Annotated in this window: 18 protein-coding genes; 11 read left to right on the top strand and 7 right to left on the bottom strand. The window is 72.0% G+C overall.

The annotated features are described in order from the left end of the window. Positions 1-172: 172 nt before the first annotated feature. The 8 genes from trpC (at position 173) to ACFVQ3_RS05580 (ending at position 12,791) form a co-directional block, all read left to right on the top strand. Positions 173-985: an indole-3-glycerol phosphate synthase TrpC gene (gene trpC, locus ACFVQ3_RS05615; RefSeq protein WP_387636131.1), complete on the top strand. Its 813-nt coding sequence runs from the start codon at positions 173-175 to the stop codon at positions 983-985. A 47-nt stretch (positions 986-1,032) separates the two neighbouring features. Continuing rightward, positions 1,033-2,289 carry a tryptophan synthase subunit beta gene (trpB, locus tag ACFVQ3_RS05610; RefSeq protein ID WP_387636128.1) on the top strand — a complete coding sequence of 419 codons (1,257 nt, stop codon included), beginning with the start codon at positions 1,033-1,035 and terminating at the stop codon, positions 2,287-2,289. Next, positions 2,286-3,149: a tryptophan synthase subunit alpha gene (gene trpA / locus ACFVQ3_RS05605; protein ID WP_387636126.1), complete on the top strand. Its 864-nt coding sequence runs from the start codon at positions 2,286-2,288 to the stop codon at positions 3,147-3,149. The genes trpB and trpA overlap by 4 nt, the downstream gene beginning before the upstream one ends. Next, positions 3,146-4,066 (top strand): prolipoprotein diacylglyceryl transferase, encoded by a 921-nt coding sequence (gene lgt / locus ACFVQ3_RS05600; RefSeq protein WP_387636123.1) that lies wholly within the window; start codon positions 3,146-3,148, stop codon positions 4,064-4,066. Before trpA ends, lgt begins: the two co-directional genes overlap by 4 nt. Before the next feature lie 141 nt (positions 4,067-4,207). Then, positions 4,208-8,767, top strand: coding sequence for a glutamate synthase large subunit (gene gltB, locus ACFVQ3_RS05595; RefSeq protein WP_387636120.1), 4,560 nt, complete (start codon positions 4,208-4,210; stop codon positions 8,765-8,767). After that, a complete protein-coding gene (locus ACFVQ3_RS05590) occupies positions 8,760-10,226 on the top strand; it encodes a glutamate synthase subunit beta (RefSeq protein ID WP_387636117.1) in 1,467 nt (488 codons plus the stop codon). Before gltB ends, ACFVQ3_RS05590 begins: the two co-directional genes overlap by 8 nt. Before the next feature lie 118 nt (positions 10,227-10,344). Further along, entirely contained in the window at positions 10,345-11,769 is a 1,425-nt protein-coding gene (pyk, locus tag ACFVQ3_RS05585) for a pyruvate kinase (protein WP_387636115.1), read from the top strand. Between the two features lie 167 nt (positions 11,770-11,936). Continuing rightward, positions 11,937-12,791 (top strand): DNA polymerase beta superfamily protein, encoded by an 855-nt coding sequence (locus ACFVQ3_RS05580; RefSeq protein WP_387636112.1) that lies wholly within the window; start codon positions 11,937-11,939, stop codon positions 12,789-12,791. Between the two features lie 14 nt (positions 12,792-12,805). Here the strand turns inward: ACFVQ3_RS05580 and ACFVQ3_RS05575 are convergent, their stop codons facing one another. The 7 genes from ACFVQ3_RS05575 to ACFVQ3_RS05545 form a co-directional block, all read right to left on the bottom strand. Continuing rightward, positions 12,806-13,435 (bottom strand): LysE family transporter, encoded by a 630-nt coding sequence (locus tag ACFVQ3_RS05575; protein ID WP_387636109.1) that lies wholly within the window; start codon positions 13,433-13,435, stop codon positions 12,806-12,808. 218 nt (positions 13,436-13,653) lie between these two features. Then, positions 13,654-14,289 carry a hypothetical protein gene (locus tag ACFVQ3_RS05570; protein ID WP_387636106.1) on the bottom strand — a complete coding sequence of 212 codons (636 nt, stop codon included), beginning with the start codon at positions 14,287-14,289 and terminating at the stop codon, positions 13,654-13,656. A gap of 30 nt (positions 14,290-14,319) precedes the next feature. Beyond that, the gene (locus tag ACFVQ3_RS05565) at positions 14,320-15,471 is read right to left on the bottom strand and encodes a DUF6545 domain-containing protein (RefSeq protein ID WP_387636104.1); all 1,152 of its coding nucleotides are present in this window, start codon (positions 15,469-15,471) and stop codon (positions 14,320-14,322) included. Next, positions 15,468-15,884 (bottom strand): ImmA/IrrE family metallo-endopeptidase, encoded by a 417-nt coding sequence (locus ACFVQ3_RS05560; protein WP_387636102.1) that lies wholly within the window; start codon positions 15,882-15,884, stop codon positions 15,468-15,470. The genes ACFVQ3_RS05565 and ACFVQ3_RS05560 overlap by 4 nt, the downstream gene beginning before the upstream one ends. Continuing rightward, positions 15,881-16,318, bottom strand: a complete 438-nt coding sequence (locus ACFVQ3_RS05555; protein ID WP_138824553.1) for an XRE family transcriptional regulator — start codon at positions 16,316-16,318, stop codon at positions 15,881-15,883. The genes ACFVQ3_RS05560 and ACFVQ3_RS05555 overlap by 4 nt, the downstream gene beginning before the upstream one ends. A gap of 352 nt (positions 16,319-16,670) precedes the next feature. Next, the gene (gene nrdI, locus ACFVQ3_RS05550) at positions 16,671-17,114 is read right to left on the bottom strand and encodes a class Ib ribonucleoside-diphosphate reductase assembly flavoprotein NrdI (protein WP_387636099.1); all 444 of its coding nucleotides are present in this window, start codon (positions 17,112-17,114) and stop codon (positions 16,671-16,673) included. A 391-nt stretch (positions 17,115-17,505) separates the two neighbouring features. Beyond that, positions 17,506-19,167 carry an FAD-dependent oxidoreductase gene (locus ACFVQ3_RS05545; protein ID WP_387636096.1) on the bottom strand — a complete coding sequence of 554 codons (1,662 nt, stop codon included), beginning with the start codon at positions 19,165-19,167 and terminating at the stop codon, positions 17,506-17,508. A 116-nt stretch (positions 19,168-19,283) separates the two neighbouring features. On the opposite strand from ACFVQ3_RS05545, the gene ACFVQ3_RS05540 reads away from it, so the two are divergent. The 3 genes from ACFVQ3_RS05540 to ACFVQ3_RS05530 all read left to right on the top strand — a co-directional run bounded on the left by ACFVQ3_RS05540 (position 19,284) and on the right by ACFVQ3_RS05530 (position 23,488). Then, on the top strand, positions 19,284-19,910 hold the full coding sequence (locus tag ACFVQ3_RS05540) for a TetR/AcrR family transcriptional regulator (protein WP_387636094.1): 627 nt from the start codon (positions 19,284-19,286) through the stop codon (positions 19,908-19,910). Positions 19,911-20,353: 443 nt separating this feature from the next. Then, positions 20,354-20,986: a hypothetical protein gene (locus ACFVQ3_RS05535; RefSeq protein ID WP_387636092.1), complete on the top strand. Its 633-nt coding sequence runs from the start codon at positions 20,354-20,356 to the stop codon at positions 20,984-20,986. A gap of 108 nt (positions 20,987-21,094) precedes the next feature. Continuing rightward, positions 21,095-23,488, top strand: a complete 2,394-nt coding sequence (locus tag ACFVQ3_RS05530) for a glycoside hydrolase family 3 C-terminal domain-containing protein (protein WP_387636090.1) — start codon at positions 21,095-21,097, stop codon at positions 23,486-23,488. The last annotated feature ends 114 nt before the right edge of the window (positions 23,489-23,602 follow it).

Below are 23,602 nucleotides of genomic sequence, written 5' to 3'. Positions count from 1 at the left end.
CGTCTCGCGAGGTGACACGTGTCCCTGGTCACTCTCGGGCGGCTCTACGATGGCAGGTATCTCCCTGTCAATGGTTCGCGGAGAGATGCTGCGGGTGACCCGTCACGGTCCCGGTGGACGGACGCGAGCCTCTGGTGGCACGGAGTCGACGACGAGCACGGGGAGATATCACATGACGGTTCTGGAGGACATCGTCGCGGGAGTCCGCGAGGACCTTGCGGAGCGCCAGGCGAGGACGACCCTGGACGAGCTGAAGGAGCGCGCCTCGCGCGTCCACGGTGCGCTCGACTGCATCAGCCGCCTCAAGGCCGAGGACGCCGTCGCCGTGATCGCCGAGGTCAAGCGCTCGAGCCCCAGCAAGGGCGACCTGGCGGCCATCGCGGACCCGGCGTCGCTCGCGTCGGAGTACGAGAAGGGCGGCGCCGCCGTCATCTCCGTGCTCACCGAGCAGCGACGGTTCAACGGGAGCCTGGCCGACCTCGACGCCGTCCGGGGCACGGTCGACATCCCGGTCCTGCGCAAGGACTTCGTCGTCACGCCCTACCAGGTCTGGGAGGCCCGCGCCCACGGGGCGGACCTCGTGCTGCTCATCGTGGCGGCGCTCGAGCAGACGGTCCTGACGTCGCTCGTCGAGCGCGTCCACTCGCTCGGCATGACGGCCCTCGTCGAGGTGCACACGCTCGACGAGGTCTCTCGCGCGATCGACGCCGGTGCCCGCGTCATCGGCGTCAACGCCCGTGACCTCAAGACGCTCGAGGTCGACCGCACGACGTTCGCGCGGCTCGCCCCGGCCATCCCCGACGAGTACGTCCGCATCGCGGAGTCCGGGGTTCGCGGACCGCACGACGTCATGGACTACGCCCGCTCCGGGGCGCACGCCGTCCTCGTGGGCGAGGCGCTCGTCACGGACGCCGCACCGCGTGCGTCGGTCGCCGACCTCGTCGCGGCGGGCTCGCACCCGTCGCTGTGGTCCGTCCGCCACTGAGCAAGTCCCCGACACCCCCAGATCCCGTACCGAGGAGGTCAGGCCGCGTGCCCGACGCAACACCGTCCCTGCAGAACCAGCAGGGCCCCTACTTCGGGGACTTCGGCGGACGCTTCGTCCCGGAGGCCCTCATCGCCGCTCTCGACGAGCTCGAGGCCGAGTACCGCAAGGCGGTCGTCGACCCGACGTTCCAGGACGAGCTCGCCCGGCTGCACCGTGAGTACACCGGGCGCCCCAACCCCCTCACGGAGGTGCCGCGCTTCGCGGAGCACGCCGGGGGAGCGCGGGTCTTCCTCAAGCGCGAGGACCTCAACCACACGGGCTCGCACAAGATCAACAACGTGCTCGGCCAGGCGCTGCTCGTCAAGCGCATGGGCAAGAAGCGCGTCATCGCGGAGACCGGTGCCGGTCAGCACGGCGTGGCCACCGCGACCGCGGCAGCCCTCATGGACCTCGAGTGCGTCGTCTACATGGGCGAGGAGGACACCGAGCGGCAGGCGCTGAACGTCGCGCGCATGCGCCTGCTCGGTGCGACGGTCGTCCCGGTCACGATCGGCTCGCGCACGCTCAAGGACGCGATCAACGAGGCGCTGCGCGACTGGGTCGCCAACGTCGACACCACGCACTACCTGCTCGGCACGGTCACGGGGCCGCACCCGTTCCCCGAGATGGTCCGCGACTTCCACCGCATCATCGGCGAGGAGGCGCGCGCACAGATCCTCGACCGGATCGGACGCCTGCCCGACGCCCTCGCGGCGTGCGTGGGCGGCGGGTCGAACGCGCTGGGGCTGTTCAACGCGTTCCTCGACGACGAGGACGTCGCGCTCCACGGCTTCGAGGCCGGGGGAGAGGGCGTCCCGACGGGCAAGCACGCAGCCCGTTTCAGCGGCGGAGCCCCGGGCGTGCTGCACGGCGCGCGCTCGTACCTCATGCAGGACGAGGACGGCCAGACGCTGCCCAGCCACTCGATCTCCGCGGGCCTCGACTACCCGAGCGTCGGGCCGGCCCACTCGTGGCTGCACGACCTCGGTCGGGCGACGTACGAGCCCGTGACCGACGTCGAGGCCATGGAGGCCTTCCGCCTCCTGTGCCGGACCGAGGGCATCATCCCTGCGATCGAGTCGGCGCACGCGCTGGCCGGTGCGCTGCGGATCGGTCGCGAGGCGCAGGCCGCGGGCAAGGAGGACACCGTGATCCTGGTGAACCTCTCGGGCCGCGGGGACAAGGACGTCGCGACCGCGGCGCGGTGGTTCGACCTGATCGACGCGGACACCGTGGTCGACGGCGAAGGGAGCAGCCTGTGAGCGGGACCGTCGGGGGCGTCCGCGCCCCCCACGCGACGTCGGCACGGATCGACGAGCTGGCGGCCGAGGGGCGCGCCGCGCTCATCGGCTACCTGCCCGTCGGCTACCCGAGCGTCGAGGGCACCGTCCAGGCCGCCACGGCGCTGGTCGAGTCCGGGGTCGACATCATCGAGCTCGGGCTGCCCTACACGGACCCCGTCATGGACGGGCCCGTCATCCAGCGCGCGGTCGAGCACGCCCTCGCCGGCGGCACGCGCGTGCGCGACGTCTTCACCGCGGTCGAGGCCGTGGCGGCGCTCGGCGTCCCCGTGCTCGTCATGACCTACTGGAACCCCGTGCTGCGCTACGGCGTCGAGGCCTTCGCCCGCGACCTCGCGGCCGCCGGGGGCGCCGGGCTCATCACGGCCGACCTCATCCCGGACGAGGCGGGCGAGTGGATCGCGGCCGCCGACGCGCACGGTCTCGACAAGGTCTTCCTCGTCGCGCCGAGCTCGACGCCCGAGCGGTTGCGGCTGACGGCCGCCGCCTCGCGCGGCTTCGTCTACGCCGCCTCGACCATGGGCGTGACGGGAGTCCGCGCCGAGGTGGGCAGCAGGGCCGAGGAGCTGGTCGCCGCGACCCGCGCCGCCGGCGGCGAGCACGTGTGCGTGGGGCTCGGCGTCTCGACGGCCGCGCAGGCGGCCCAGGTCGGTCGCTACGCCGACGGCGTGATCGTCGGCTCGGCCTTCGTCCGTCCTCTCCTCGGTGACGAGCCCTGGGAAGAGCGCCTCGAGAACCTGCGCGCGGTCACGCGCGACCTGGCGGAAGGCGTCCGCACGGCTCGCGCGGGCGACGAGACCACCGGGCCGGTGACGGCATGAACGGGCTGATCTCCGCCGTCGGGCCCGTCGTCGCCGCGATCCCCAGCCCGTCCGAGCACACGTGGTACATCGGACCCTTCCCGCTGCGCGCCTACGCCCTCGCGATCCTCGCGGGCATCGCGGTCGCGGTGTGGCTCACGCGCAAGCGCTGGGTCGAGCGCGGAGGCGAGGCCGACGACGTGCTGGAGATCGCCTTCTGGGCGGTTCCGTTCGGCATCGTCGGCGGACGTCTCTACCACGTGATCTCGTCGCCCGACGCGTACTGGGGTCCTGACGGCGACCCGCTCAAGGCCCTGCGCATCTGGGACGGCGGCCTCGGGATCTGGGGCGCGATCGCCCTGGGGGCCGTGGGCGCCTACATCGGCTGCCGACGCCAGAAGGTGAGCTTCCCGGCGTTCGCGGACGCGCTCGCCCCGGGGCTCCTGCTCGCCCAGGCCATCGGCCGGCTCGGCAACTGGTTCAACCAGGAGCTGTTCGGCAGCCCCACGACCCTTCCGTGGGGGCTCCAGGTCGACCCGAGCGTCGCGGACTACGTCTGCAGCAACGCGGGACTCACGTGCGGGGCCGGGACGCTGTTCCACCCGACGTTCCTCTACGAGATGCTGTGGAACGTCGCAGCAGCCTTCCTGCTCATCTACCTCGACCGTCGCTTCAGGTTGGGTCACGGTCGGGTATTCTGGCTGTACGTTCTCTTCTACACGCTTGGCCGCGTGTGGATCGAGATGCTACGCATCGACGACGCCGAGCTGGTGCTCGGTCTCCGACTGAACGTCTGGACCTCCATCCTGGTCGGCGTCGGTGCGTTGATAGCGTTTATCGTTGTCGGGCGCCGAAACCCAGGGCGCGAAGAGACAGTATCGCTCGATGCTGCGGAGCCCGAGCAGGCAGATGCTGCCAGACCCGACCCAGGTCGCTGAAGCATCCGTCTTTTCATAGGCGAACCCGCTGGACAACCATCCAGCAGGTTCAGTCATGTCCGTTGGGCCGATGAAGTCCCACAATCCCCCAAGTTGGATCAAAGCCCGGCCCATGGCCGGGCGCCTGTGAGGACGGTGTTGATGACCACGCCGCTGCACCGGGCTGCTGCGCCTTCGGCACAGGGCCTGTACGACCCTGTGGCCGAGCACGACGCGTGCGGTGTCGCCTTCGTGGCGACGCTCCGCGGCACACCCGGACGCGACATCGTTGACGCGGGGCTCACGGCCCTGCTCAACCTGGACCACCGCGGCGCCGTCGGCGCCGAGGAGAACAGCGGTGACGGGGCAGGCATCCTGACCCAGATCCCCGACGCCTTCGTGCGGGACGTCGTCGACGTCGAGCTGCCGCCCGCGGGGCACTACGCCATCGGCATGGCCTTCCTGCCGCAGGACCCCGTGGCCGCGGCCGAGACGGTCCGGCAGGTCGAGGCGATCGCGGCCGAGGAGAGGCTCGTCGTCCTCGCCTGGCGCGACGTCCCCGTGACCGCAGACCTCGTCGGGCCGAGCGCGCGCGCCTCGATGCCCACCTTCCGCCAGCTCGTCGTGGCGGACCTGACCCGTGAGCTGTCCGGCCTCGAGCTGGACCGCCGGACGTACCGCCTGCGCAAGCGGGCCGAGCACGAGCTCGGCCTGTTCTTCGCCTCGCTGTCCTCGCGCACGCTCACGTACAAGGGCATGCTGACCGTCGCGCAGCTCGAGCCGTTCTTCCCGGACCTCTCCGACCCGCGCTACGCGAGCGAGCTGGTCCTGGTGCACTCGCGCTTCTCGACCAACACGTTCCCGTCGTGGCCGCTCGCGCAGCCCTTCCGCATGATCGCGCACAACGGCGAGATCAACACGGTGCGGGGCAACCGCAACTGGATGGCCGCACGCCAGGGCATGCTCGCGAGCGACAAGCTCGGCGACCTCGGTCCGCTGCTGCCGGTCTGCTCGGAGGGTTCGAGCGACTCGGCCAGCTTCGACGAGGTGCTCGAGCTCCTGCACCTGTCGGGTCGCTCGCTGCCGCACGCCGTCCTGATGATGGCCCCCGAGGCGTGGGAGAACCACACGGAGATGGACCCGGACCGTCGGGCCTTCTACGAGTACCACTCCACGCTCATGGAGCCGTGGGACGGCCCCGCGTGCCTGAACTTCACCGACGGCACCCTCATCGGCGCCGTGCTGGACCGCAACGGGCTGCGCCCGGGTCGGTACTGGGTCACCGAGGACGGCCTCGTCGTCCTGGCGTCCGAGGCCGGGGTCCTGGACCTCGACCCCGCGACGATCGTGCGCAAGGGCCGGCTCGAGCCGGGCCGCATGTTCCTGGTCGACACGGGCCAGGGCCGCATCATCGAGGACGAGGAGATCAAGGGGCAGCTCGCCGCGCAGCGTCCGTACGCGCAGTGGGTCGCCGACAACTCGGTCTACCTCGACCGCATGCCCGAGCGCGAGCACGTCGCGCACAGCCCCGCCTCGGTCCAGCGTCGCCAGCGCGCGTTCGGGTACACCGAGGAGGAGCTGCGGATCCTGCTCACCCCCATGGCCGGCACGGGGGCCGAGCCGCTCGGCGCCATGGGCACCGACACGCCCATCGCGGTGCTGTCGAGCCGCCCGCGCCTGCTGTTCGACTACTTCACGCAGATGTTCGCCCAGGTGACGAACCCGCCGCTCGACGCGATCCGCGAAGAGCTGGTCACCTCGATCGGCGGGGCGATCGGCCCCGAGCCGAACCTCCTGGACGACAGCCCGCTGCACGCCCGCAAGCTGATCCTGCCCTTCCCGGTGCTCGACAACGACGAGCTCGCGAAGATCCTGCGCGTCGATCGCGACCCCGCCCTCGAGGGCATCTTCCGAGCGGTCACGGTCAAGGGGCTCTACCCCGTCAGCGGAGGTGGACAGGCCCTGCAGGCACGGCTCGAGGAGATCTTCGCGGAGGTCGACCAGCACGTGGCCGAGGGCGCGAGCTTCATCGTGCTCTCCGACCGCGACTCGAACCAGGAGCTCGCGCCGATCCCGTCGCTGCTCCTGTCGAGCGCGGTGCACCACCACCTGCTGCGCCGGCACACGCGCACCCAGGTCTCGCTCGTCGTGGAGGCCGGGGACGTGCGCGAGGTGCACCACGTGGCCCTCCTGATCGGCTACGGCGCGGCCGCGGTCAACCCGTACCTCGCGATGGAGACCGTCGAGGACCTCGCCAAGTCGGGATTCGTCCCGGTCAGCCCCGAGCAGGCCGTCAAGAACCTCATCAAGGCGCTCGGCAAGGGCGTCCTGAAGGTCATGAGCAAGATGGGCATCTCGACCATCTCCTCGTACCGCGGGGCGCAGGTCTTCGAGGCGCTCGGTCTCTCGCACGAGCTCGTCGCGGACTACTTCGCAGGGACCACGAGCCGCCTCGGCGGCATCGGCCTCGACGTCCTCGCGGCCGAGGTCGCCGCACGGCACGCCGAGGCGTACCCGGCCTCGGGCAACCACCAGGCGCACGTCCGTCTCACCACGGGCGGCGAGTACCAGTGGCGCCGGGACGGCGAGGAGCACCTCTTCGACCCGGAGACGGTCTTCCGCCTGCAGCACTCGACGCGCGAGCGCCGGTACGACGTCTTCCGCCAGTACACCCAGCGGGTCGACGACCAGTCGACGCGCCTGATGACGCTGCGCGGGCTCCTGGAGTTCCAGGAGGGGCAGCGCCCGGCGCTGTCGATCGACGAGGTCGAGCCGGTCAGCGAGATCGTCAAGCGCTTCAACACGGGCGCGATGTCGTACGGCTCCATCTCGGCCGAGACGCACGAGACCCTCGCGATCGCGATGAACCGGCTCGGCGGACGGTCGAACACCGGCGAGGGCGGTGAGGACCCGGAGCGCCTGTACGACCCGGAGCGTCGCTCGAAGGTCAAGCAGATCGCGTCGGGCCGCTTCGGTGTCACGTCCGAGTACCTGACCAACGCGGACGACATCCAGATCAAGCTCGCCCAGGGCGCCAAGCCCGGCGAGGGTGGTCAGCTGCCGGGCCACAAGGTCTACCCGTGGGTCGCCAAGACGCGTCACTCGACGCCCGGCGTGGGGCTCATCTCGCCGCCGCCGCACCACGACATCTACTCGATCGAGGACCTGGCGCAGCTCATCCACGACGCCAAGAACGCGAACCCGTCGGCTCGTGTGCACGTCAAGCTCGTGAGCGAGTTCGGCGTGGGCACGGTGGCGACCGGTGTGTCCAAGGCGCACGCGGACGTCGTCCTCATCTCGGGGCACGACGGCGGTACGGGCGCGAGCCCGCTGACGTCGCTCAAGCACGCGGGCACCCCGTGGGAGCTCGGCCTGGCCGAGACCCAGCAGACGCTCGTGCTGAACAACCTGCGCGACCGCATCGTGGTCCAGGTCGACGGTCAGATGAAGACCGGGCGCGACGTCGTGATCGGTGCGCTGCTGGGGGCCGAGGAGTTCGGCTTCGCGACGGCGCCCATGGTCGTCTCGGGCTGCGTCATGATGCGCGTGTGCCACCTGGACACGTGCCCGGTCGGCGTCGCGACGCAGAACCCCGAGCTGCGCGCCCGCTTCACGGGCAAGCCGGAGTTCGTCGTGAACTTCTTCGAGTTCATCGCCGAGGAGGTGCGCGAGCACCTGGCCCGGCTCGGGTTCCGCTCGATCGAGGAGGCCGTGGGCCACGTCGAGGCGCTCGACACCCGCAAGGCCGTCGACCACTGGAAGGCCCAGGGTCTCGACCTCGGGCCCGTGCTCGAGAAGCCGCAGCCGGTCGAAGGCTCGTCGCTGCGCAACACGACGACGCAGGACCACGGCCTCGACCGCGCGCTCGACAACCAGCTCATCGCGCTGGCGACCGACGCGCTCGAGAACCGCGAGCCCGTGCGCATCGCCCTGCCGATCCGCAACGTCAACCGCACCGTGGGCACGATGCTCGGTCACGAGGTGACCAAGCGGTACCGCGGCGAGGGCCTGGCCGACGACACGATCGACGTCTCCCTCACGGGGTCGGCCGGCCAGTCGATGGGCGCGTTCCTCCCGCGGGGCATCACGCTGCGTCTCTTCGGCGACGCGAACGACTACGTCGGCAAGGGGCTGTCGGGAGGGCGCATCATCGTCCGTCCGGACCGTGCCGCGGTCCTCACGGGGTCGAGCAACGTCGTCGCGGGCAACGTCATCGGGTACGGCGCCACGTCCGGGCAGATCTTCCTGCGCGGCCTGGTGGGCGAGCGCTTCGCGGTCCGCAACTCGGGCGCCACGCTCGTCGTGGAGGGCGTGGGCGACCACGGCCTCGAGTACATGACCGGTGGGTCGGTCGTGATCCTCGGACCGACGGGACGCAACCTCGGTGCGGGGATGTCGGGCGGCACGGCCTACGTGCTCGACCTGCGCCCGCAGGCGATGAACACGACGGGCGTGTCCTCGGGCGAGCTGCTGCTCGACCCGCTCGACGACGCGGACGCCGCGCTCGTCGAGGGCTTGGTCCGGACGCATCTCGAGGAGACCGGCTCGACCATCGCGGCCGAGCTGCTCGAGGACTTCGACACGTCGCGCGCTCGCTTCACGCGCATCCTGCCGGCCGAGTTCGCCCGCGTGCGCAAGGCGCTCGCGCAGGCGGAGCTCGACGGTCTCGATCCTGCCGCCCCCGGTGTGTGGGACCAGATCCTGGAGGTGGCCCGTGGCTGATCCCCGCGGATTCCTGAAGGTGCGGGAGCGTGAGCTCCCGCCCAACCGCCCTGTCGAGGTCCGTCTGCGTGACTGGCGCGACGTCCACGAGCACCGTGTCGAGGGGCAGCCGTTCCTCAAGGAGCAGGCGGGACGCTGCATGGACTGCGGCATCCCGTTCTGCCACCAGGGCTGCCCGCTGGGGAACCTCATCCCCGAGTGGAACGACCTGGTCTGGCGCGACCAGTGGGCCGAGGCCAGCGAACGGCTGCACGAGACGAACAACTTCCCGGAGTTCACGGGGCGCGTGTGCCCGGCTCCGTGCGAGTCGAGCTGCGTGCTGGGCATCAACCAGCCGGCCGTGACGATCAAGAACGTCGAGGTCTCGATCATCGACGAGGCGTTCGCGCGGGGCTTCGTCACGCCGCACGTGCCGCAGCGTCTCACGGGCTCGACGGTCGCGGTCGTCGGGTCGGGTCCGGCGGGCCTCGCTGCGGCGCAGCAGCTCACGCGGGCCGGCCACACGGTCGTCGTGTACGAGCGTGATGCCGCGATCGGCGGCCTGCTGCGGTTCGGCATCCCGGACTTCAAGCTCGAGAAGACGCACATCGAGCGTCGTCTCGCGCAGATGTCCGCCGAGGGCACGCGTTTCCGGACGGGCGTGGAGATCGGTGTCGACATCACCTGGGACGAGCTGCGGCGCCGTTTCGACGCCGTCGTGCTCGCGACGGGTGCGACGATCCCGCGTGCGCTCCAGGTGCCGGGCAGCGACCTCGACGGCGTGCACTTCGCCATGGAGTTCCTCCACCAGGCGAACACCGTGGTCGCGGGCGGGACGGTCGAGGACCAGATCGTCGCGACGGGCAAGAACGTGATCATCATCGGTGGCGGCGACACCGGGTCGGACTGCCTGGGCACCTCGCTCCGGCAGGGTGCGGCGAGCGTCACGACGCTCGCGATCGGCAAGCAGCCGCCGCGTGAGCGGGCCGCGGGTCAGCCCTGGCCGACCGACCCGATCCTGTTCGAGGTCTCGACCTCGCACGAGGAGGGCGGTGAGCGGGCGTACCTGGCCTCGACCGTCGAGTTCCTCGCGGGTGAGGACGGTCGGGTGCGGGCGTTGCGCGTCGCCGAGACCGAGTACCTCCCGGACGGGCGACGCGTCCCGAAGGCGGGCACCGAGAAGGAGATCCCTGCCGATCTCGTCCTCGTGGCCATGGGCTTCACGGGGCCCGAGACGGACACGCTCTCGACGCAGTCCGACATCGGGCTGACGGCGCGCGGGCTCGTGGCACGCGGCGACGACTTCGCGGCCACGGTGCCCGGGGTCTTCGTCGCGGGTGACGCGGGCCGGGGCCAGTCGCTCATCGTGTGGGCGATCGCCGAGGGTCGTGCCGCGGCGGCGTCGGTCGACGCGTACCTGCAGGGCAGCAGCGAGCTGCCCGCTCCGGTGCGCGCGTCGACCGTGTCGCTGAGAGCATGACAGGAGTGTGAGACGCGCCCCGGCGTCCGTGAAGGACGTCGGGGTGGAGACGGGGCCCAGGCAGGGGCCCGAAGCGGTCCGGTTCCGCCGGACACGAAGGAACAACGAGGCTGGAGAAATGCGCAGAGCAAAGATCGTTTGCACCATCGGACCCGCGACCGAGTCGAAGGAGCAGCTCCGGGCGCTCGTCGACGCCGGGATGGACGTGGCGCGGATCAACCGCAGCCACGGCAGTGCCGAGGAGCACGCAGCCGTCTACCACGGCGTGCGCGAGGCCGCTGCGGCGTCGGGCCGTTCGGTCGCGGTGCTCGTCGACCTGCAGGGCCCGAAGATCCGCCTGGGCCGCTTCGGCGGCGACGAGAAGCACTGGCTCAACGAGGGTGACGTCTTCACCATCACGACCGAGGACGTCGTCGGCACCAAGGAGCTCGTCTCCACGACGCACAAGGGCCTGCCGGGCGACGCTCGCGTCGGCGACCCCATCCTCATCGACGACGGCAAGGTGCTCGTCCGCGTCACCGCCGTCGAGGGCCCGCGCGTGGTGACGCGCGTCGAGGTCGCAGGTCCCGTGTCGAACAACAAGGGTCTGAACCTCCCGGGTGTCGCGGTCTCCGTGCCGGCGCTGTCCGACAAGGACCGCGACGACCTGCGCTGGGCGCTGCGCATCGGCGCGGACATCATCGCGCTGTCGTTCGTGCGTTCCGCCGCGGACTTCGACGACGTCAAGGCGATCATGGACGAGGAGGGCCGCACGGTCCCCGTCGTCGCGAAGATCGAGAAGCCGCAGGCCGTCGAGAACCTCGCCGAGATCGTCGACGCGTTCGACGGTGTCATGGTCGCTCGTGGTGACCTCGCGGTCGAGCTCCCGCTCGAGCAGGTCCCGCTCGTGCAGAAGCGCATCGTGGAGATGGCCCGCCGCAACGCGAAGCCGGTCATCGTCGCGACGCAGGTGCTCGAGTCCATGACGAACTCGCCGCGCCCCACGCGCGCCGAGGCGTCGGACTGCGCGAACGCCGTCCTGGACGGGGCCGACGCGGTCATGCTCTCGGGCGAGACGAGCGTGGGCGAGTTCCCGATCCTCACGGTCGAGACGATGGCCCGCATCATCGAGGCGACGGAGGAGGCCGGCCGCGAGCGCATGGCTCCGCTCGGCTCGACGCCGCACACCCGCGGTGGCGCGATCACGCGTGCCGCTGCGGAGATCGGTGAGATCCTCGGCGCGAAGTACCTCGCGACGTTCACGCAGTCGGGTGACTCGGCGCGTCGCATGTCGCGTCTGCGTTCGTCGATCCCGCTGCTCGCGTTCACGCCGCGCGAGCACGTGCGCAACGTCCTGTCGCTCACGTGGGGCACCCAGACGTACCAGGTGCCCGAGGTGCACAACACCGACGCGATGGTCGGCCAGGTCGACACGACCCTGCAGGCCAACGGTCTCGCCGAGGTGGGCGACCTCGTGGTCGTCGTCTCCGGTGCTCCCGTGGGCCAGCCGGGCACGACGAACTCGATCCTCGTGCACCGGATCGGTGACAGCACGGACGTCTGATCCGCGCTGACCCCTGATCGACGAAGGCCCCGGTGGGCGGCCGCGCTCCTCGCGCGACCGGCCGCCGGGGCTTCGTCGTCCCTGCCCGACGGCGCCGCTCACCCTGGGCAGGGTGTCGTGGCGCATTGCCCTGGCCCGCACGGTGCGTCGGTCGCTAGCCTCCACGGATGCGAAACATCCCCTCGTCCCTGGACCCCGTCGTCGTCGCGACGATCGACGCCCGGCTCGACGCGGTCTCGGACCGTGAGCGTGTCGCGATCCCGTGGGCGATCGAGAGCGGGAGCAGGGCGTGGGGCTTCCCGTCGCCCGACAGCGACTACGACTGCCGGTTCGTCTTCGTGCGCGCCCCGGAGGACTACCTCGACCCGTGGCCGCGGCGCGACGTGATCGAGACGCCGCTCGACCCGGTGCTCGACGTCAACGGGTGGGACCTGGTCAAGGCGGTCCGGCTCCTCGTGAAGGGGAACGCGACGCTGGTCGAGTGGCTGGCGTCCCCGATCGTGTACCGGGGCGATGCGGTGTTTCGGGACGAGCTCCTCGCTCTCGCCGAGGTGGTGGTCGATCGTGCCGCGCTGGTCCGGCACTACGCGCACGTCGGTGCGGGGCAGCACGCGCTCTGGGCCGACGGTGGGCGTGGCCTGAAGAAGGCGTTCTACGCGCTGCGACCTGCGGCCGTGCTGCGCTGGCTGAGGGTGCAGCCGGGGTCGACCCCGCCCATGGACCTCAGGACGCTGCTCGTCCAGGGAGAGGCGCCGGACGTCCTGCGGGAGGCCGTCGACGAGCTCGTGGCCCTCAAGGCGGTCACGCGCGAGATGGGGTCGGGTGCGGTCCCCGAGGTGGTCTCCCGGTTCGTGTCGGACGAGCTCGGTCTCGCGCTGGCGGACGGTGCGGGATCCGGTGCCCGTGCCGAGCCCCGGGACCCTGCGCCGGGCCGGCCCCGCTCGGAGGCCCGGGAGCAGGCTGCGGAGCTCTTCCGGTCGGCGGTCGAGAGGTATGCCCCGGCGCGCGCCGACGCGCGCTGACGCGCCGGCAGGCGTCAGGCCCCGAGCGCCAGGTGCACCGCGAGCCCGAGGATCACGAGCCCGCCGACGGCTGCCGTGACGCGCTGACCCGTGTCGTTCGTCAGGGCGCGCCCGAGCACCGCGCCGCCGCCCGCGACGACCATCTGCCAGCTCGCCGAGGCAAGGAACGCGGCGGCGACGAACACCGCGCGCTCGGCTCCCGTCGCGTCGGGGCTCAGCGCCCCGCCCGCGACGAGCACCGCGAAGTAGATGACGGTCGCGGGGTTGACCAGGGTCAGCCCGAGGAGCGTCGCCCAGGCGCGCACGGGGGTGGTGTCGCTCGTGGCCGGGCGGGGCGTGGCGCCGTCGGGCAGGACGCGCTGGAGTGCCGGGCGGAAGGTGCGCCACGCGAGGAACGCGAGGACCGCGACCGACGCCCACGTGAGCGGCGTGCGGACGGCTGCGACCAGCGGTGCGACGACCGCGCCCGCGACGACGGCGATCGTCGCGTAGATGCCGTCCGCGGTCGCGGTGCCGAGGCCCGCCGCGGCGCCCACGGCGAAGCGCGTGCGCGCCGTGAGCGTCACGAGGTAGACCGCGATCGCGCCGACGGGGATCGCGATCGCGTACCCCGCGACGAGGCCCGCGACGAGCGCGGCCGTCATCGGTCCGGGTGAGGTCGCCCCGACGGGAGGCCCTGCTGTCGGCCGGCAGGTCGCACGAGGGCGGCGAACGGGCGGGGAGCGGGCGTCGTCGGCATGGATCGAGGATCGCCCCGCGACGCCGGGCGCGTCAAGGGTTCCTGGCCGCGATCAGCCCCGCCCTGCGCGCCCACCCGCGCCCGACGGCGCCGCTCACCCGGGCACGGACGTCGGGCCGGTCGTCAGCCGACGAGGAGCGCCGCGGCGACCGCACCGACGACCGCGCCGAGCACGAGGCCCGTGACGACCTCCGTCCGCGTGTGGTCGCGCACGCCGAGCCGGGCGAGGCCCACGACCACGGCGGCGACCAGCAGGCCGGCGGCGAGCCACCAGGAGAAGGCCGTCGCGACGCCCGCGGCGACCGAGAAGACGCCCGTGTGCACCGACGCACGGACGACCGGGGTCACGAGCGCGAGGGCCACGACCCCCGCGAGGTAGGCCGTGAGGAGCTGGGGCAGCAGGGGCGGCGCCCCGGCGAGGTGCAGGACGACGATCGCCGTGACCTCGATGACGACGAGCCCCGCGAAGACGACCATGCGCTGCGCGCGGGGGCGCACGTGCCGGGACTCGAGCACCCGCAGACGCGCCAGCCCGTGCACGAACAGGTAGGGCAGACCGCCGCAGAGGAGCACGGCGAGGGCGACGTGACCGAGGCCCGACACGCCGGGGGAGGCGTACAGAGCGGTCGCGAGCACGAGCGCGGCGACCGTGTAGCCGGGGGCGAGCACCTCGGTCACGAGGACGGCCCACCGAGGGTGGGGCACCGTGGTGCCGGGGGCCGCTGCGGTCGGCTCTGCGGTGGGGACGGGGTGGGCCATGGTTCTCCGGGTGGCGTGGTGCGGTCGCGGTCAGCGGTCGTCGTGGTGGCGGTCGCGGTCACCGTCGCCGTCCGGCGGGAGGTGCGAGCCGTCGTGACCGTCGTAGCCGAGGACGTCGACGAGGACGCTCGCGCGCCGCTCGCCCGTCTGCTCGCGGAACGCCCGCCCGAGGTCGCGCAGCGCCTGGTCGTCGCTGACCCAGTCGCCCCAGTCGGCCGGCACCGGTGGGCGCTCGTCCATCCCTCGCCGGGTCGCGGCGAGGTCGATCTGGAGGGCGCGCAGCACCGGTGCGGGCGCTTCGCCGACGACGGCGCGAACCTGCGTCGCGTCCTGCGGGTCGGAGTAGCGGGCGAGGGTCGCGAGGGCGTCCATGATCTCGATGGTGCGGTGGTACTCCGCGACCTCGGGCCGGACGGCGGGCAGCCGGGACTCGGCGACGGCGTCGACGAGGTGGGCGTGCAGGGCGCCGAGGTCGGCGTGCCGGCGCCGGCGGGTGCGGGCCGCGGAGAGGAGGTGTCCCATGATCCCGATCGTGAGCAGGACGCTCGAGGCCGCGATGAGGTAGCGCGTGCGGATGCCGAGGAGGCGGAGCTGGTCGACGGCCGCCGGGTCCTGCAGGACGATGTTGGCGGCGCTGAGCAGGGCCCACAGGACCCCGACGAAGGCTCCGGCCGCCGCGAGGTCCATGCCCCACCTGCCGCCGCGCGGTCGCTCGCCGCGCGAGCGCAGGGTCGAGATGCCGAACGTCGCCGTGGCCCACAGGAAGGCGCCGTAGTAGGCGACCCAGTAGAGCGCCATCCACGGCTTGCCGGCGGTCTGGAAGTCGAAGTCCCGACGGTCCCACGGCCCGTTGAGGACGAAGACCACGACCAGCACGCTCACGACGCCGACCACGCCCGCCACGACGTACCGGGGACGGGGGCGTCGCCCCTGGGTCCCCTGGACCCAGGCCGCGATGCACAGGCACCCGGCGACGAGCAGCGAGTGCTTCGCGACCTCGTGGACCCCGGCCGGGGCGGAGGTCAGCAGGAAGGACTCGACGGCGTCGATCCGCAGCGCCGAGGCCGCAGCCACGAGGCCGAGCCCCCACGTGATCGCGCGGTCGCCGTCGAGGTGCGAGCGGTGGCGCAGGGCCGTCCACCCCGCGGCCCCGGCGAAGAGCAGGAAGGCGAGGTAGGTCACCGGTAGCGCTCCATGCCGGCGAGCCGGTGGGCGACACCGCCCGTCGCCTCGATCGACATCATGAGCTCGCTCGCGAGCGACTCGGCACGGTGCTCGACAGGGTCCTCGTAGCGGTTGCGTCGTTGCGGCCCCGGGGGAGGGGCCGTGGGGTCCTCGCACGCGTCGAGGATGTGGACGAGCTCGTGGGCGATGATGTGCTGCCGGTGGCGCGGGGACAGCGCGGCCTCGGAGCTGACGATGACCTTCTCGCCGTCCGGGAGGCTGAGCCACATCCCGGAGACGCCCTCGCCGAGGGGCCCGTCGACGACGTCGACGGGTCGCCCGCGCCGGGTCGCGACGATCTCGCGTGCCTCGTCGATGCTGCGCGCGCGGTCGAGGCCGGCGGAGGTCAGCCAGGCACGATGGTCGGTCACGGTTCGTCGTCGGTCTCGACGGCAGGGAGCGACTGCATGCGTCGCATCTGGTCGAGGAGCTGGGTCACCGCACGGACGTTCTCCGCAGAGAGCCCTTCGGCGCGCATCGCGAAGGCCTCGACACCGTGGTCCGACAGGGCCAGGCGCAGCTCCTTCTTGGGGTCCTCGCCCGTGTCGAGGAGGTCCTTGGGCTCGACGCCGAAGTACGCCGCGAGGCCCTCGATGATGCGCAGCGAGGGAGAGGTGCGGTGGCCGCCGCGCAGCGCGCTCAGGTAGGCCTCCTTCACGGCGTAGCCGTGCTCGGTCATCCAGGTCGCGACCTCGCGGTTGGTCGCGCCGCGTCCGGCCCGCTGCCTGGTCGCGAACAGCTCGTTCAGGCGGTGCTGGAACGCGCGGCTGAGCCGTTCGCCCGGGGGGTTCTCCTGTGTCGTCACCCATCGATTGTCCCAGGATCGGCGGGGTGCTGGTAGCACCGGTCCGTCAGGCCAGTGGACAGCCGTCGGGCGGGGGAGAGGGCGGGTCCGATGTGGCGGCGTTGTGTGATCTGCGCGTGCGTGTGGTGCAGTTCACATGAGAGCTCTCTCATCTACAGGAACATGGGCGTCCGGCCAGAGATGCCCTCAGTAGAGTACGGATGTCGCAGTTCGTGACGGTCGAGGCCTTGGGGGTCGTGCGTCCCGTCACGCTGCGACCGCCCGGCGCCTCCGGGGGAGCAGGGGGTCCCCGGACGGCGCCGGTGCTGTCGTCCCGCGGTGGCCCCTCCCGCGGCCTCCGGTCTTCCTAGACCTAGACCTGTGCGCCCGCCTCGCGCCTCGCGTGCTCGACGTCGAGCGCCCGGTCCAGGTCCTCCAGGATGCGCCGGGCCTCCTCGACGTCCCACGACGTGCCCTGCAGCTCGAACTCGAAGAGCACCGGACGCCCCGACGCCCGGGCGATCTGCCGGCACGCGGCCTGGTAGTGCTCGCCGAAGTTCCGGTTGCCCGACCCCATGACCCCGACGAGACGGCGCCGCGTGACGGGGCTCGCGAGGAAGCGGCGCACCGGCTCGGGGACGGTGTCGTTGTCGACGTTCCCCGTCTTGTACGACGGCGTGAGCAGCAACCAGGGCCCCTCCGGTACGGAGCGGCGGACCTCACGGTCGCTCAGGTCGAACGCCTCGCGTCCCAGGCGGTGCGCGAACGAGCGCACCATGCCCGACGCCGACGAGTAGAAGTAGACGACGGTCCGCACCGGGCTCACCTGCCCGAGGACGCCCGGCCTCCCGGGCGGCCCCCCTGCGACGGGAAGGTGATCGGGACGGGCGGCGGCGGGCACGGGTGTGGCACTCCTCGGGTCGGGGGGACTCTCCCCAGTCCACACCCGCCCCGTCGGGCCCGCCAGGGCACAAGGTCCCGCCGCGCCGCCTGCGGGCGCTCGCGGCCTTCCTGGTCCCGGACGCCACGAGGAGGACCCCCGTGACCTGGTCCGTCGCCCGTGCGACCGACGCTCCTCCGAGCCGTCGGGTGGCCCGGCGCCAGCCCGTGATGTTGCCGGCGCACCAGAGAAGGCCGATCACGCCGTGCGCGACGGCGAGAAAGGTACCGGCGTGCTCCCGTGCGTGGCGGGAGCACGCCGTTCCCGGTCAGGGGGCGGCGGTCACGACCGCGCGCGACGCGGCGTGGCGCGCACCGAGGTAGCCGAAGACGACGGCCGGCCCGATCGTCGAACCGGGACCGGGATAGGTGCGGCCCATGACCGCTGCGGTCGAGTTCCCCGCCGCGTAGAGCCCGGGGACGGGGGTGAGGTCCTCGTGCAGGACTGCGCCGTGCTCGTCGGTGAGGAGCCCGCCCTTGGTCCCAAGATCCCCCGGGACGATCTTCACGGCCGTGAACGGTCCCTTCTCGATCGGGCCGAGGTTCGGGTTGGGCCTGACCCCTGGGTCGCCGTAGTAGCGGTCGTACAGGGAGTCCCCGCGGTGGAAGTCCTCGTCGACGCCGGTGCGCGCGAACCCGTTGAAGCGTCCGACGGTCGCGGCGAGCCGCGCCGGCTCCATGTGGAGCAACCGGGCGAGGTCCTCGAGCGTGTCGGCGACGACGAGGGTCCCGGCCTCCTCGAGCTTCTTGGTGCCCGACGGTGCGATCGTGAACAGGTACTTGCGGCGTGCGCGGGAGTCCAGGACGAGCCAGGACGGGATCGAGGGCGTGGTGCGGTCGTGCTCGAGCATCGCGTGCCCGAAGTCGATGTAGCTCGCCGACTCGTTGGTGTACCTCTGTCCTTCCTGGTCGACCAGGATGCTGTAGGGCATGCTGCGCTCGCTGAGCACGAAGCCGTTCATCCCCTCCTCGTTCGCGACCCCGGCCCCCCACCAGGCGTCGTCCATGAGCGCCAGGGCACCACCGGCAGCGACGCCGGCCTCGATCCCGGTCCCGAGGTCGCCGTCGGCGGCCGCGCTCCATCCCGGGACCCCGTGGTACTTCTCGCGCCACTCGGTCCGGTGCGCGAAACCCCCGGCCGCGACGACGACGCCTCCTCGGGTCCGGACGCCCCGCTGCCCCGTCGGTCCGCCGAGCACCGCCCCGACCACCGCGCCGTCCTCGACGACGAGCTCGACGAGCGGCGTGCTCAGCAGCACCGGCGTGCCCTGGGTCCGGACGACCTGCATGAGCGAGCACACGAGCGCTGCGCCGATCCCCGCGGGACGCTGCCCGCGCACCAGGGAGCCGAGCGTCCGTCCGACGAACCGGGCGCCGCGGACGAACCCGCTGGGGGAGGACCAGGCGCGCGCGAGGAGCCACACGTCGTCGGTCCGCAGGGGGAGCGGCATCCCGCCGTCCTTCATGCGGGAGTACTTGATCCACGTCCCGAGCCGTCGGGTGTCGAAGGCCTGGGCCTCGATGCTGCGTCCGACCATGCCCCCGGGCTCCTCCGGGTAGTAGTCGGGGTAGTCGGTCGCCCGGACCCAGCGCACGCCGTGCTTCTCGAGGCTCGTGACGACGTCCGGCACGGCCTCCACGAAGGCCCGCTTGCGTGCCGGCGAGGTCGCCGGACCGGCGTCCTCGACCACCGCGTCGAGGTACGTCAGCGCCTTCTCGACGGAGTCCTCGACGCCGTCGCGGGCCATGAGCGGGTTGGCCGGCATCCACAGCCCGCCGCCGCTGCGCATCGTCGTGCCGCCCCACCGGTCGGTCCCCTCGACCAGCAGGACCCTGGCGCCGGCGTCCGAGGCGGCGATCGCCGCCGAGAGCCCTGCCGCACCGGTCCCGACCACCAGGACATCGACCTCGTCGTCCCACGACCGCTCCATCGCGGCCTCCTCTCACGCGCAACCCACACGCTTCGGCAGAACCGGAGGATGATCCTCCGTATCGAGAATCTAGCGGGCGATACGCTGCTGCGGAAGAGGCCGACCGAGGGGGAACGATGTCCGAGCCCGTCCTGCGCGCCGACGCGCAGCGCAACCGTGACCAGATCGTCGCGGCGGCCACGTCCTTGTTCGTCGACGTCGGCCCCGACGTCGCCCTGGAGAGCGTCGCCCGCGAGGCCGGAGTCGGCATCGGCACGCTCTACCGCCGGTTCCCCGACCGTGAGGCGCTCCTGCGCGCCGTCCTGCAGGACGCGCTCGAGGGCCTCCTGGCCGACATGCGCTCGGCGCGCGACCGCGAGCACACGGCCTGGGACGCGCTGGTCGGTGCACTCGGCTGGTCCCACCGCCTGCGGGTCGTCCTCACGCTGACCGGCACGGTCACGGCGACCGGGTCCGCGGACCTCGCTCACCACGCCGGTCTCGTGCAGGTGCGGGACGAGCTCGTCGACCTCGTCGACGAGCTCGTCGGTGCAGCGCAGCACGAGGGAAGCCTGCGCGGGGACGTCGCGACAGGAGACGTGGTCCTGCTCATGGCCGCCGTCAGCCGTGGGCTGCCCCGCGGGACGACGAGCGCCGCGAACGCCTACACCCGCGCCCACGCGCTCGTCCTCGACGCTCTGCGCGCCCCGGCGGCGGCACCGCTGCCCGGCGTGCCGACGCGCGTCGGCGACCTCCCGCTGTAGACCTCCCGCCGTCGTCCGGCGAGCCCTTCTCCACCGGATCGACGGTGGCCCGCACCCGCCGGGGACGCTCGCGCGGGCGACAGGTTGTGCGCCAGAACCGACAGGTTATGCAAACCGACCGCCAGGCTCGTCGGGGGTGCGCTGTGATGAGTTCGTTATCAACCGACCGGTGACACCTACGTCGCCGGGCACCGGGGCGTCGCAGCCCTCAGCGGACGCGGAGCCGGACTCCGACGTCACCCGGGTCCGCACGGTCGACGGCGCGGCGGGGGACGGCCCGGCCTGCCACCGCTCTTGGACAGTCGAAGGAGACACACAAGTGGACCCACGCACGCAGCACGCACCTGAGGTCGCCGTCGTGCGCTGCGGCCACGCCGTCGTGGCTCCTGCGACGACCTCGGGCCACGCACCCACGCAGCTCCGAGGACACCAGGAGGTCTCCCGTGCGCGCGTTCTGGGCTGATCTCTCCGAGCGGCGCCCCACGGTCGCTCAGTTCATCATGTTCTCGCTCCTGAGCACCGGGATGACGGTGCTCCAGCTCGCGCTGATGCCGCTGTTCAAGGGGGTCTTCAACCTGACCCCGCTCGTGGACCAGACGTTCCAGGCGCTCGCCGTGAGCACGAACGCGGACGGCTCCCCGTTCTACCTCTTCGACTACGCGGCAGGCGCCCTGCCCACGGGCGGTGGCGGGCTGGCCTACTTCCTGGCCGTGCAGGTCACGTTGCTGATCGCACAGGTCATCAACTTCTTCCTCCAGCGCAACGTCACGTTCAAGTCCGACACGAACATCTGGCGTGCGGCGGCCTGGTACTTCGTCGCCTACGTGCTGATCACCTTTGCCGCCGCGGCGCTGCAAGGCTTCTACAAGGCGCCGATCTACCAGTGGATGGTCGAGCGCTGGGGCAGCACCGGGGAGGTCGGGGCCGACCTCGTCACGATGATCATCAATGCGCTGATCTCGGTCCTCGTGTACTTCCCGATCCTCAAGATCATCTTCAAGCCGGCGCCCGGGACCGGCGGTGCTCCAGGTCCGGGGCCGACCGTCGTCGAGCCGGTCGTCGAGGCGGCCCGCTAGTCGCGACACCCTCCCAGAGCAACGCAGCCCGTCGGACCGGTCGGGCGTGCCGAACCACACCAGTGCACCCACGAGAGAAGACCTCCGTGGGGGAACGGAAGCAGAACCATGACGGAAGAACTGACCACGCTCGAGAAGGCCGCACTCCTCAGCGGGGAGAGCGTCTGGGAGACGCGGGCGGTACCTCGGCACGGGATCCGGACGTTGTGGCTGTCCGACGGTCCGCACGGCATCCGCAAGCAGACCGGTTCGGCCGACCACCTCGGCCTGGGCGCGTCGCAGCCCGCGACCTGCTTCCCGACGGCGGCCACGGTCGCGAACAGCTGGGACCCCGAGCTGGCGCTGTCGGTCGGCGAGGCGCTCGGCGCCGAGGCTGCGGACCAGGGGGTGGACGTGCTGCTCGGTCCTGGCCTGAACGTCAAGCGCAGCCCCCTGTGCGGGCGCAACTTCGAGTACTTCTCCGAGGACCCGTTGCTCTCCGGGCGCCTCGCCGCCGGGTACGTGCGGGGCATCCAGTCGCGCGGCGTCGCGGCATGCCCCAAGCACTTCGCGGCCAACAGCCAGGAGCTGCGCCGCATGACGAGCGACTCCGTGGTGGACGAGCGGACGCTGCGCGAGATCTACCTGACGGGCTTCGAGGTCGTGGTCCGCGAGTCCTCGCCGTTCTCGATCATGTCGAGCTACAACCTGATCAACGGCACGTACGCCAACGAGAACCCGTTCCTCCTCCAGCAGGTGCTGCGCGACGAGTGGGGCTTCGACGGCGCGGTCGTGACGGACTGGGGCGGCGGCAACGACGCGGTCGAGGCGGTCCGCCGCGGCGGGACGCTCGAGATGCCCTCGCCGGGCCTCGACTCGGCCGCGCAGATCGTGGCCGCCGTGGAGCGCGGCGAGCTGGACATGGCCGACCTGGACGCGCGGGTCGAGGAGATGAAGGTCCTCGGGAGCCGGATCGGTGGGGCGGGGCGCGAGGTCGACCTCGACGCGCACCACGACCTGGCCCGCACCGTCGCCGAGCAGAGCGCTGTGCTGCTGCGCAACGAGGACCACCTCCTGCCCCTGGCAGAGGGGACCCGGGTCGCGGTCGTCGGCGACTTCGCCGCGACACCCCGCTACCAGGGCGCCGGCTCCTCGGTCGTCAACCCGACCCGCCTCACGACGGCCCTGGACGCGCTGGGCGTCTCGGACCTGAAGGTCGTGGCGACCGCGCAGGGCTTCACCCGCGGTGGGGACTCGGACCCCGCGCTCGTCGCGGAGGCCGTCGACGCGGCGCGCGCGGCGGACGTGGTGCTGCTGTACCTCGGGCTGGACGAGATCAGCGAGTCGGAGGGGCAGGACCGTAGCCACCTGCGTCTGCCGCAGAGCCAGGTCGAGCTGCTCGCGCGGCTCTCCTCGGTCACGAGCCGGATCGTCGTCGTGCTGAGCGCGGGATCCGTCGTGGAGGTGCCGTGGGTCTCGCAGTGCGGGGCGCTGGTCCACGGCTACCTGGGTGGCCAGGGCGGCGCCGAGGCAGTGGTGCGGGTGCTGACGGGTGCGGTCAACCCGTCGGGTCGCCTCGCGGAGAGCTACCCGGTCCGGCTCGAGGACGTCCCCAACGTGCGGTACTACCCCGGCGAGGGCGTCGACGCCGAGTACCGCGAAGGGCCCTACGTGGGCTACCGCTACTACTCGACGGTCGGTGTCCCGGTCGCGTTCCCGTTCGGGTTCGGTCTGAGCTACACGACGTTCGCCTACGCCGACCTCGCGGTCGACGGAGCCGGCGTGACCTTCACCCTGACCAACACGGGTGACGTCGCGGGGGCCGAGGTCGCCCAGCTCTACGTGGGGCGCCAGGACGCCGACGGCGTGCACCGCCCCTCGCGCGAGCTCAAGGGCTTCGCGAAGGTGCACCTCGCACCCGGGGAGTCGCGGCGCGTGCGCATCGACTTCGACCGGTTCACGTTCCGGCACTTCTCGACGACGTCGGGCACCTGGGAGACCGAGGGCGGCGCCTGGACGCTCGCCGTGGCCTCCGACGTGGAGACCGTGCTCCTGACGGCCGAGCACGTCGTGGCGGGGACCGCCGCTGCCGGTGTCGACGCAGTACCGGACGAGTACCGTACCGGCCACGTGACGGACGTCTCCGACGAGGCGTTCGCCGCGCTCCTGGGTCGCCCCCTCTCCCCGCGGGGTCGGGCGACCGGGCCGCTCGGGGTCAACAGCCCGTTGTCGGACATGCAGCACGCACGGAGCCCGCTGGCCCGGTTCGCCTACCGGGAGCTGGCGCGCCGGATCGCCCGCGCGGAGGCCAAGGGAACCCCTGACCTCAACCTGCTGTTCCTGCGCGGCATGCCGTTCCGGGCCATCGCGAAGATGACGAACGGCGCGATGAGCATGGACATGGCCGAGGGCCTGCTCACGATCGTCAACGGCCACTTCTTCCGTGGAGCGGGAGCCCTGGTCGCAGGGTTCTTCCGCAACCGCCGTTCCACCCGTCGGATGCGGGCCGAGCTCGCGCGCTGACGCGCACGTCCGGTTCGTTCCTTCTTCCTGAGAGTGAGTGTGTGATGTTCGGTCGGTTGGGTCAGGCGTGGTCGGGGTTTGCTGAGCGGCGTCCGGGGGTGGCGCAGTTCTTGT

The sequence above is a fragment of the Oerskovia sp. NPDC057915 genome, assembly GCF_042887685.1.
Classification (GTDB): Bacteria; Actinomycetota; Actinomycetes; order Actinomycetales; family Cellulomonadaceae; genus Oerskovia.
Note: the sequence above shows the minus strand (reverse complement) of the source record. Positions and strands in the feature narration are given on the sequence as shown.